Source organism: Sphingomonas sp. HITSZ_GF, from assembly GCF_029543155.1.
GTDB lineage: Bacteria > Pseudomonadota > Alphaproteobacteria > Sphingomonadales > Sphingomonadaceae > Sphingomonas.
The window spans coordinates 809,114-819,776 of sequence record NZ_JARQXA010000001.1; the positions used below are offsets into that span (position 1 = coordinate 809,114).

The 10,663-nt window shown below is 67.2% G+C and carries 11 protein-coding genes; 4 read left to right on the plus strand and 7 right to left on the minus strand.

Going from position 1 to position 10,663, the window contains the following annotated elements; all coding sequences use genetic code 11:
- Positions 1-8: 8 nt before the first annotated feature.
- A complete protein-coding gene (locus tag P6144_RS03980; protein WP_277766408.1) occupies positions 9-293 on the plus strand; it encodes a DUF1467 family protein in 285 nt (94 codons plus the stop codon).
- 225 nt (positions 294-518) lie between these two features.
- Here the strand turns inward: P6144_RS03980 and P6144_RS03985 are convergent, their stop codons facing one another.
- The gene (locus P6144_RS03985) at positions 519-2,831 is read right to left on the minus strand and encodes a hypothetical protein (protein ID WP_277766409.1); all 2,313 of its coding nucleotides are present in this window, start codon (positions 2,829-2,831) and stop codon (positions 519-521) included.
- A gap of 86 nt (positions 2,832-2,917) precedes the next feature.
- Here P6144_RS03985 and P6144_RS03990 point away from each other — a divergent pair, with 86 nt between their 5' ends.
- Genes P6144_RS03990 through P6144_RS04000 form a run of 3 tightly spaced genes read left to right on the plus strand, consistent with a single transcriptional unit; the run spans position 2,918 to position 5,007 of the window.
- On the plus strand, positions 2,918-3,211 hold the full coding sequence (locus P6144_RS03990) for an Hpt domain-containing protein (RefSeq protein ID WP_277766410.1): 294 nt from the start codon (positions 2,918-2,920) through the stop codon (positions 3,209-3,211).
- 48 nt (positions 3,212-3,259) lie between these two features.
- On the plus strand, positions 3,260-4,117 hold the full coding sequence (locus P6144_RS03995) for a hypothetical protein (RefSeq protein WP_277766411.1): 858 nt from the start codon (positions 3,260-3,262) through the stop codon (positions 4,115-4,117).
- On the plus strand, positions 4,117-5,007 hold the full coding sequence (locus P6144_RS04000) for a hypothetical protein (protein WP_277766412.1): 891 nt from the start codon (positions 4,117-4,119) through the stop codon (positions 5,005-5,007). Before P6144_RS03995 ends, P6144_RS04000 begins: the two co-directional genes overlap by 1 nt.
- Here the strand turns inward: P6144_RS04000 and P6144_RS04005 are convergent.
- The 6 genes from P6144_RS04005 to P6144_RS04030 form a co-directional block, all read right to left on the minus strand.
- Positions 5,004-6,182 (minus strand): VWA domain-containing protein, encoded by a 1,179-nt coding sequence (locus P6144_RS04005; protein ID WP_277766413.1) that lies wholly within the window; start codon positions 6,180-6,182, stop codon positions 5,004-5,006. The genes P6144_RS04000 and P6144_RS04005 overlap by 4 nt on opposite strands.
- Before the next feature lie 16 nt (positions 6,183-6,198).
- Positions 6,199-7,605 (minus strand): hypothetical protein, encoded by a 1,407-nt coding sequence (locus tag P6144_RS04010; protein WP_277766414.1) that lies wholly within the window; start codon positions 7,603-7,605, stop codon positions 6,199-6,201.
- 43 nt (positions 7,606-7,648) lie between these two features.
- Positions 7,649-8,227: a CHAP domain-containing protein gene (locus P6144_RS04015; protein ID WP_277766415.1), complete on the minus strand. Its 579-nt coding sequence runs from the start codon at positions 8,225-8,227 to the stop codon at positions 7,649-7,651.
- 81 nt (positions 8,228-8,308) lie between these two features.
- Positions 8,309-8,731 carry a GFA family protein gene (locus P6144_RS04020; RefSeq protein ID WP_277766416.1) on the minus strand — a complete coding sequence of 141 codons (423 nt, stop codon included), beginning with the start codon at positions 8,729-8,731 and terminating at the stop codon, positions 8,309-8,311.
- Complete coding sequence (locus tag P6144_RS04025; RefSeq protein ID WP_277766417.1) at positions 8,731-9,582, minus strand: MoxR family ATPase; 852 nt, start codon at positions 9,580-9,582, stop codon at positions 8,731-8,733. Before P6144_RS04025 ends, P6144_RS04020 begins: the two co-directional genes overlap by 1 nt.
- Before the next feature lie 38 nt (positions 9,583-9,620).
- Positions 9,621-10,235: a hypothetical protein gene (locus P6144_RS04030; protein ID WP_277766418.1), complete on the minus strand. Its 615-nt coding sequence runs from the start codon at positions 10,233-10,235 to the stop codon at positions 9,621-9,623.
- Between the last annotated feature and the right edge of the window lie 428 nt (positions 10,236-10,663).

The following is a 10,663-nucleotide window of genomic DNA, read 5'->3' on the forward strand; positions in this document are numbered from 1 at the left end:
AGATACGCATGCCCTGGAAGTCCGCGCTCGCAATCTATTTCCTGTTCTGGGCCTTCTCTGTCTTCCTCGTCCTGCCGTTCGGCGTGAAGACCAGCGAGGAGGCGGGCGTGGAGCTCGTTCCCGGCCAGGCGCCGAGCGCGCCGCACGAGTTCGACGCGAAGAAGATCGCCAAGCGCACCACGATCGTCGCGACGATCCTGTTCGCGATCTTCTACCTGAACTACGTCAATGGCTGGGTGACCACCGAGATGCTCGACTGGTGGGCGCATCTGAACCCGGCGAACAGATCGTAGGCGCGTCCAACCGCGCGGGGCGGGGCGACTCGCCAAAGGACACGAAGGACACGCCAAAACCCCGTTTTCGCGGCGCTCAAGTTGACACGGTTCCCGCAAGCGCGCCGCATCTCGCAACATCCTTGCGCGCGGGGAATCCTATATTTCCTACAGGGCAAAGAGCGGCCGGGCAGTTGCCGGACCGCGAAAGCCAAGCAGGCGAAATCCTACATTGCAACCCAGCCGTCAGGTCCGTAGCCGCTCGATCGCCTGGGCCAGCGCCACGTACAGCTTGCCCATGTCCGACGAGAGCAAAGTCACGCCCAGCGGCGAGCCGTCGCGCAGCGCCAGGATCTGGCGGAGCATCGCCTCGAAATCATGGATGTAGCGGTTGACGTTGTCGCGGAAGGTCTCGTCGTCTTCGTAGAGCCGGTGGATCTCGCGGGTGTCCGAGGGATCGAGCAGGCGCACGGCGCGGCGCGTGAACACGCCGCGATCGCCCTTCAGATAGGCCGACCAGGCGCTGTCGGTGACATCGGCCGAGAAGGCCTTGGTGATGTCGATCGAGGCCGAGTTGAGCGCTTCGATCAGCAGCGAGACGCGGCGAGCGAAATTGTCGCTGTCGGACTCCTCGCGCTCCTTGCGCCCTTCCGCAATCCGGCTTTCGACCTGGGCGGTGGTGTCGGCGAGCGTCACCATCTGCTGGGTGAGGCGCTCGGAGGCGCGGGTGGCGGCGTTGACCGCGGCTTCGGTGGTTTCCGCGAGCTCGGAGAGCTGGCGGCGGATCGAGGCGTCGACGGCGCGGCGCAGCGCGTCGCCCGCGGCTTCCTCGATCGCCCGCTCGGCATGCGGCACGATGGCCGAAAGCGTCTCGCGGGCATGGTTGGCAGCGGCACTCGACGTTTCGCGCACGCTGAGCAGCGCATCGACGAGCTGCGGCGCCGCGCTCTCGGCGAAGCGGCGGGTGGTGGCGATGGTCTCGTCGACGATCGTGCTGAGCTGCGTCGCCTGGTCGCCGCCGGTCGCCAGCGTCTCGAGCAGCGAGGCCTGGGTCTTGGCGAGCGTGTCGCGCTGCTGGCTGACCACGTCGGCGATCGCCTCGATCGCGTCATGCGTGCTCTCGGCGGCGGTGACCAGGGCGAGCAGCTCGGGCTTGGCGCCGGCAACCACCTGGCGGCTCTGGACGATGCGCGCGTCGAGCCGCTCCAGCGCCTCGGGCAGCGTCTCGTCGATCTCGCGGGCCGAGGCGTCGAGCGCGGTCAGCAGCTCCTCCGAGGTGCCGATTACCTTGCGCGCGGTCTCGTCGCCGGTGTTCAGTGCAACGGTCATAGCATCGACCGAGCCGTGCAGCGCGCTCACCGAAGCGGCGAGGGTCTGGGTGCGTTCCAGGCCATGGTCGTGAACCGCGTTGAGCTGCCGGTCGAACCGGCCGACCCCATCGGTCAGTCCGGTGAACAGCGCGTCGCCGCGCCCCTGTTCCTCGGTAATGCGGGTGCCGATGCGATCGATCGCTTCCTCGATCGTCGACATCCGCTCGCCCAGCGCCTCGGCGCTGTCGCGACCGGCGCGATCGAGTGCGGCCTGGTTGGCCGAGAGCATGGCGAGGATCGCCTCGCCCTGGGTGGCGATGCCCTTGCGCGCCTCGTCCACTGCGTTGGCGGCGCGATCGAGCACGGCGTCGACCTGGGTCGACATCTCGCCGGTGACTCGCTCCAGCCGGGCGCTGGCGGTCTCGCTGGTCGCTTCCATGCGCGCGATGTGCGCGGCGAGCCGGTCGGCGGCGCCGCCGGCGATCTGGTCGGCCTCGCGCCCGCGCTCCGAAAGCGCCGAGAGCTGGGTATCGAGCGCGGCGGCGCGCTCGCTGGCGAGCAGCCCGGCGGCATCGACCCGGTCGGACAGCCCGCGCATCTCCTCATGCGCCTTGGGCAGCGAGGCGAGGATCACTTCGACGCGGCGCTCGGCATCGGCGGCGCTCTCGCCGAGATGACGGGTGCTGGCGTCGATCGAGCGCGCCTGGGCGGCGGCGCTGGTCGAAGCGCTCTCGAGCTTCTCGCTGGCGCGCTCGCCCATCGCGATGAGGATGTTGGTCTGCTCGGCCAGCGCCGCGCGGTTCTCCTCGATCTTGCGCGAGAGCGTCGCGACGACGCGCTCGAGGCTTGCCGCCTCGGCGCGCATCGCCCGGGCGCTGGCGCCGAAGCGCTGCGCCTCGGCCCGGCTCGTGCGGAGCAGCAGCAGATAGAGGATGCCGACCAGGGCAGGGGGCACGCAGAGCGCTGCGATCAGCTGGACGAGGCGGGCAGGGTCCACCGGCGGGGCGAAGCTGGCACGCACTAGCCAGCCCATCGCGCCGAACCAGCCCAGCACGAGCAGGATGGCGAGGGTGGGGAGCATCCAGCCCAGCCCGCGGCGGGGCGCGTCGTCTTCATCCTCGTCCGCGTCATAGGTGGCAGGCATGTCCGCGACCGCTTCCGCGGCCTCGGCGTCGGACAGGACCAGCTCTTCCGCGTCTTCGTTCGCGGCCAGCGGCTCGGCAGGTTTTCCCCCAATCATGACGCGCATTTACCACATTTCGCCCCTGTACCAACACTCCCCGGATCGGGGCCTTGGAAACGCGGCGTTAACGGTGTCCGCGCTAGGATCGGTGCATGGCGTATGATCCGGGTGCAATCGATGCGACGCTGGCGGCGGCGGTGGGTGACGAGCCCGCGCTGATCGCGGAGCTGCGCGAGGCGTTTCTCGACGGGGTGCAGCGGTGCCTCGAGACGATGAAGTCCGCCGACAGCCCCGATGCCTGGGCCTCGGCCGCGCTGCGGCTGAAGGGCCTGGCTGCCAGCTTCGGCGCGGTTCGCCTGATGGCGCTGGCCACCGAGGCGGCCAATGGACAGGCGCATGACGGTGCGATACTCCGTCGTTTACATCGGGCTGTCGACCGACTCTGAAGAAGCCGGCGCATGCGGAGATCCCGACGAACGAGAGGATCGAACGTTATGCGCAATGCCCGTTGCCTGGTTTCGTTGTGCCTGCTCTCCTTTGCCGCGGTGCCGCTCGCGCATGCGCAGGAGGCCCCCAAGCCGCAGCCCCAGCCTGACAACAACATCGTCGTCACCGGGCAGGGCCCCAAGCCGATCAAGCGCGCCCAGCGCTATATCCGCCAGGTGCTCGATGTGGACGACGGCCAGCTTGCCCGCTTCGTCGATCCGGTCTGCCCGCTCGTCATCGGCCTGCCGCCGCGCTTCAACAGCTCGATCCAGGACCGCATCCGCATCGTCGGCACCGCCGCCACCGTTCGCATGGCGAAGGAGAAGTGCGAGCCGAACCTGATGATCGTGTTCGCCGACAATTCGGACGCGCTGATCCAGATGATGCGCAAGCGGCGCAACGCCGCCTTCACCAACCTCGACGACGGCGCGCTGCGGGATGCGTTCCAGTCCGGCCCGATCCACGCCTGGCGACTGGTGGTGACGCGGGACGAGGTGGGCAACATCTCCACCGGCAACGACGATCCCGACTATCCGCCGATGATGGAAGGCGACACCCAGGCGGTCACGATCAACGCAGTGGTGGTGATGGACCGCAAGACCGCGCTCGGCAAATCGGTGCGCCAGCTTGGCGACTATGTGGTGATGCGCACGCTGGTAGGCGCCAAGCCGCCCGCCAAGGGCTCGATCGCCTCGGCCTCGATCCTGTCGCTGTTCGATCCCAATGTCGCGCCGCCGCCCACCGAGATCACCGATATGGACCTGGGCCTGCTCGCCAATCTCTACCGGCTGCGCAATCCGAACGAACAGGCTTCGGACCAGGCCTGGCGAATCTCCAAGGCCATGGTCTCCGGAAAGCAGCCCTGATGCGCATCGCCCTTGCTCCCGCCATTCTCGCGCTGGCGCTGGTCGCCGCGCCGGCCTTCGCCCAGCAGGCAAAGCCGCAGGACAAGCAGGAGCAGGACGAGAACAACATCGTCGTCGTCGGCGCGCGCGAAGTGCCGCCCAAGGAGGCCCGGCGCTTCGTCCGCCAGATCGGCTACAGCGTCGACGGGCAGCTCGCGCGCTTCGCCGAGCCGGTCTGCCCGCTGGTCGCCGGGCTTGGCCCCGATGCCGCCAAGGCGATCGAGTCCCGGTTCCGCGCGGTGGCGCTCGATGCCGGCGCCAAGGTCGGCGAGGCCGGCTGCCGGCCCAATGTCGCGCTGATGGTCGCGCATGACGCCGATGATTTCGTGGTGGCGCTGCAGAAGCGCTTTCCCGGCTTTTTCGGCAGCCTCTCCATGATCAATCTGCGCAAAGCGCTGCGCGAGGGCCCGGTGCATGCCTGGAGCACGATCGAAGTGCGCGACGAGCTGGGCAACGCTGCCGACAGCGACGAAGACGGCGTCAAATATGTCACGATGAGCCAGGCCTCGCGCATCACCCTGCCGACGCGGCAGGTGACGGTGAAGTCGATCGTGGTGATCGATGACCAGGCGGTGGTCGGCAAGTCTGTGGTCCAGATCGCCGACTATCTCGCGATGCGCACGCTTGCCGGCGCCCGCCCGCCCAGGGACGGCGGCAATGTCGATTCGATCATCACGCTGTTCGACAAGGATACGAGCTTCACCGATCCCGAGCTGACCGCGCTCGACCAGGGCTTTCTGCGCGGGCTCTACGCCACGCGCGACGACGTCAGCTCGATCAAGCAATCGGGCGAGATCGTAAGGCGGATCGTCAAGACGGCGAAGGACGAAGTGAAGGCCGAGAAGCCCTAGCGCTTGCGGCTGAGCTCGCGCATCGCCTCGTCGAGCCCGGCCAGGCTGAGCGGGTACATCCGCTCGTTCATCAGCTCGCGCAGGATTCGCACCGACTGGGTATAGCCCCATTGCTCGCGCGGGATCGGGTTGAGCCACACCGCGGCGGGATAGGTGTTCAGCGTGCGCTGCATCCACACCGCGCCCGGCTCCTCGTTGAAATGCTCGACCGAGCCGCCGGGATGGGTGATCTCGTACGCGCTCATCGAGGCATCGCCGACGAACACCAGCTTATAGTCGTGCCCGTATTTGTGGAGGATGTCCCAGGTGGGCGTGCGCTCCTGGAAACGGCGGCGATTGTCCTTCCACACGCCTTCGTAGAGGCAGTTGTGGAAATAGAAGAACTCGAGGTTCTTGAACTCGCTGGTCGCGGCCGAGAACAGTTCCTCGCAGACCTTGATGAACGGGTCCATCGATCCGCCGACGTCGAGGAAGAGCAGCAGTTTCACGGCGTTGTGCCGCTCGGGGCGCATATGGACGTCGAGCCAGCCCTGGCGCGCGGTGCCGTCGATCGTCGCGTCGATGTCGAGCTCGTCGGCAGCGCCCTCGCGGGCGAAGCGGCGCAGGCGGCGCAGCGCCACCTTGATGTTGCGGGTGCCGAGCTCCTTGGTGCTGTCGAGGTTGCGGAACTCGCGCCCCTCCCACACCTTCAGCGCGCGCTTGTGCTTGCTCTCGCCGCCGATGCGGACGCCTTCGGGATTATAGCCCGAGTTGCCATAGGGAGAGGTGCCGCCGGTGCCGACCCACTTGTTGCCGCCCTGGTGGCGCGCGTGCTGCTCCTCGAGCCGCTTCTTCAGCGTCTCCATGATCTCGTCCCACGACCCGAGCGACTGGACCTTGGCCATTTCCTCGGCGGACAGATATTTCTCGGCGATCGCGCGCAGCCAGTCCTCAGGGATCTCGGCGGGGGCGACGCCATAGCTGGTGGCGATGCCCTTGAAGACCTTGGCGAAGACCTGGTCGAACCGGTCGAGCAGCCCCTCATCCTTCACGAAGGTGGCGCGGGCGAGATAGTAGAAGGCCTCGGGCGTATGTTCGATCACGTCGCGGTCGAGCGCCTCGAGCAGGAGCAGATGCTCCTTCAGGCTGGCGGGGATGCCCGCAGCGCGCAGCTCGTCGAGGAAGGAAAGGAACATGGCGCCTGTCTTAGGATCAGGGCCGGCGCTCGTACAGGTTCCAGTTGGTGCCTGACAGGCTGCGCATCCGGTGCTGCGCGATCAGCGCGAAATGCATGCCGCAGCGATCGACCTTCTGCGGGAAGGGCTCGCCCAGGAAGCGATCGACCAGCAGGAAGCGCGCCTGCGGATCGCAGCGGCCCAGGATGATGTCGAGCTTGTAGCGGCGGCGCGCGGCGGCGACGTCGGTGGCGGCTTCTCCGGTATCGCGGTCGAGCAGCATCCGGGTGCCTTCGGGCGCACGCGCCATCATCTCGCGCACCGGGCCGCCCGGATCGCCGCGCTGGTCGGTGGCGAGCACATCGTCGCACCACAGGCTGCCGGCGAGCATCACCGCCAGGCCGATGCCGGCGACGATCCGCCGCCAGTCGGCCTTTTCCAGCCCGAAGCCGATCATCTCGCCGAGCATCAGCAGCAGCGGCAGCAGCGCGGGCATATAGTAGCGGGCATGGCCGACATTGCCGGCGTGCAGCACCGCGAGCATGAAGGGGAAGCCGAAGATGGCGAGCCGGTAGAGCGCCATGCGCGACGCGCCGGCGCGCGGGGCGAGGACGAGCAGCACCAGCACCAGCACGATCGGCCAGATGTCCTTCCACGGCACCCCGATCGTGTAGCCGATCGCAGTGGTGGTGCCGTTCAGATACATCATCAGGTCGAACGGATCGTAGCGGCCGAAGCGGAAGCCGGTGCCGGCGAGCTGGCCGGCCAGCAGCACGAAGCCGAGCACGCCGGCGATCACCAGCACCGGCACGATGAAGGTCCGGAAGGTCTCGATCACCGCCGCCTGGAAACCGTTCCGCTTCCACAGCACGAAGAAGGGCCAGCCGACCAGCGCGACGGCGGCGAAGATCATGGTGAGCTGCGAGAAGGCGCCGAGGAAGAAGCACAGCGCGAAGGTGGTCGGGCGGCGCCAGGCGAGGTCACCGGCGAGCCAGCGGTCGATGAACAGGATCGCCACCAGCATCGCCAGCGACATGCCGGCATAGCCGCGCGCTTCCGATCCCATCGTCACCAGCATTGGCGAGAAGGCGAAGAGCAGGGCGGTGACCACCATCGTGATCCGCCCGCGCGGCTCGGCGATCTTCGCGGCGACCAGGATCGCCGCGGTGCTGCACAAGATCGAGAGCAGGCGGACCAGCGGCGGCCAGGCGCCATAGCCGACCAGCTGCATCCACAGCGAATTGATATGGTGGTTGTTGTCGTGGTTGATCCCGGTGAACACGCCGATCGGCGTCAGCGCGTCGCGTGCCTGCGCCGCGGACCAGGCCTCGTCGAACCAGAGATCGCCCAGCGAACAGACGAAGCGCAGCGCCAGCCCTGCCAGGGCGATCGCATAGACCGCCCACCACCAGCGCCGATTCGCGCCCAGATCCTCCCCAGACATGCGATGCTTGATGCCTTGCCGTCACTGCGGCGGCAAGCTCAACTCACCGCGTTACATAGGCATCGATCAGCGAGCCGACATAATCGGGCTGGCGCGCGGTCAGCTCGGCGGAAGGACGGGCCTTGCGGACGGTGGCCGGGGCATCGCGATCGGGCGTGCCGTAGATGAAGCCGTGCGCCGGGTAGATCGAGCTGCCCAGGCCCTTGCGGTCGCGGTACCAGACCTTGACCAGGCTCCAGTCGCCGCGCTCGGAGACGTCGAACAGCGTCACGTCCTGCTCGGCATGGCCACGTTCGCCGTTGAAGCGCGACCAGTTGGCATGGGTGATCATCAGCACGCGCTTCTCGACGATCCGGCTGACCACCGCGACATGGCCGAGGCGCAACTGCGAGCTCTTGGAGAAGGCGAGGACGGCGCCGACCCTGGGCACCTGACCGCGCTGGTAGCGGCCCTTGGCCTGGTCCCACCAGGTCCAGGCGTCGCCATAGATCTGGATGCCCGAGGCCTGGCGCGCGAAAGGAACGCACTGGCCGACATATTCGAGGAGCGATTGTGCGCCGGCAGGCGCTGCGGCGAAGAGCGCAGCGGCAAGCAGCACAGGGAACGCAACACGGGAACGCATACTCGGAGACCCTTACAAGGTCCCCCCCGAGCGAAGAGTATCCCGGACTGGTTTAAGAGTGGTTAACCCTGTTCCGAGCGATCAGGTCTTGGGCGCAGGTGCCGGAGGCTGGCGCGGGTGCGTCTCCATCGCCGGATCGAACTGCGCCCAGGCCGGTGCTTCGTCGGTCCAGATCGCCACCGTTGGCCTCAGGCCGCCGGCATTGTCGAGGAAACCGATGCGCAGCGTGCGGAACTGCGGGCGGGCCGAGCTTTCGCCCATGACCGGGGTGCCGCAGGCCGCGCAGAAGCTCTGGGTGAGCGTGTTGCCGCTCGCTGCGACATAGCTGTTGCGCGCGAGCGTGCCGGCCAAGCTCACGTCGCTGGTCGCGAACATCGCATTGGTGGTCGGCGAGCCTGCTGCGAGGCGCTGGCACTGGCGGCACCAGCATTGGCGCACCGCGACCGGCTCTCCGCTGACTTGGGCGGTGACTGCCCCGCAGGCGCAGCTGCCGGTGTATGGCATCAGCCCTTGCCCTGCCGCCGCCGGGCCATGAAGGCGAGCCGCTCGAACAGCATCACGTCCTGCTCGTTCTTGAGCAGCGCGCCGTGGAGCGGCGGGATCGCCTTGGTCGGGTCCTTGTTCTGCAGCACTTCGAGCGGCATGTCCTCGTGGAGCAGCAGCTTGAGCCAGTCGAGCAGCTCGGAGGTGCTGGGCTTCTTCTTCAGGCCGGGGACCTCGCGGATCTCGTAGAAGATATCCATCGCCTTCGAAACCAGCAGCTTCTGGATGCCGGGGAAGTGGACATCGACGATCGCCTGCATCGTCTCGCGATCCGGGAACTTGATATAGTGGAAGAAGCAGCGGCGCAGGAATGCGTCGGGAAGATCCTTCTCGTTGTTCGACGTGATCACCACGATCGGGCGCTCGGCGGCACGGACGGTTTCCTGCGTCTCATAGACATGGAATTCCATCCGATCGAGCTCCTGGAGCAGATCGTTGGGGAACTCGATATCGGCCTTGTCGATCTCGTCGATCAGCAGCACCGGCAGCCTGGGCGCAGTGAACGCCTCCCACAGCTTGCCCTTGCGGATATAGTTGGCGATGTCGTGGACGCGCTCGTCGCCGAGCTGGCCGTCGCGGAGACGGGCGACAGCGTCATATTCGTACAGGCCCTGATGCGCCTTGGTGGTCGACTTGACGTTCCACTCGATCAGCGGCGCGTCGACTGCCTTGGCGATCTCATAGGCGAGCACGGTCTTGCCCGTGCCCGGTTCGCCCTTGACGAGCAGGGGGCGCCGCAGCGTGACGGCGGCGTTGACCGCGACCTTCAGGTCGTCGGTGGCGACATAGCTTTGGGTGCCTTCGAAGCGCATGGCCACGGCTTAGAGGGCTGCGGCGGTGCGATGCAAGCCTAGTGCTTGTCGCGGGCCGAGGCGCGGGCCTCGAGCAGGTCCCACAGGCCGCGATGCTGGGCGAAGAGCTGCTGCGCGCCGAACAGCATCGCGCGCTCGAGCATGCCCTCGCGAACCAGCGTGTCGACCACGGTCACCGTCTCCTCGGCCAGCGGCAGCTGCGAGGAGGGGGCGGCGAGGTTCAGGCGCTCGGCGGCGGCGTCTAGCGCGCCGCGGATCACTACCCAGTCCATCGCCAGCGCTATCGCGGCGCCGGTCGCGCAGCCGGCGCGATCGGATTGGGCGAGCATGTCGATGGCATGGCGCTGCGCCGCGGTGGCGGCCTCGGTCTCGGCATGGCCCGGCGTGCTCGGCAGCGGGCCGGCAGCGGCGACGATGCGGACCAGGAAGGCGCGCTCGATCACGAAGGCGTCGGCGGCGGCCTCAAGCCAGTCGCGCTCGATGCCGAGCCGGGCATGGCCCAGCGCGAAGTCGATCACGCCGGGATGGCGGCCGTGGAGCAGGCAGAGATGGTGGGCCGCGTCGGATAGATCGCGCAGCGGCTCGTCGTTGCGGGCGAGCCGCTGGAGATAGGGATGGTTGGCGCTGCCATCGGACGCGATGAGCGCCCCCATCGAGCCCCAGGCACCGCCCAATCGCGCAACTTGTACGGAATCAAACGGCATAAGCCCCCACATCTCCTGCTGACCCCGTGTCAGCGGGCAGAGTTTGCAACCCCGGGATATACCGAAGCACGTAAAGACTAGGTAAATCGCGAATTTACTGTGGATAAACCCTGCGTTCCGGTGCCGTTCCGACCAAAATATGAAAATGCACCCGAAGCAAGTCCGCTGGCCTTGCAGCAGTATCCGTAACTATCCGGATAGTCCCTGACGAACGCCGGAACGGGTTTCGTTTGGCGGAAATGCCGTTTCGAAGCGGCGATTCCCCTGCATTCTGGCGCCGCTTGTCGCGTGGTCAGGCGATCGACTGACACCGCGAGACAAGACTGGTTGGTTGCCATTGTTACTATTTGGCACCGACCGCCAAATGAAAAGGCGGC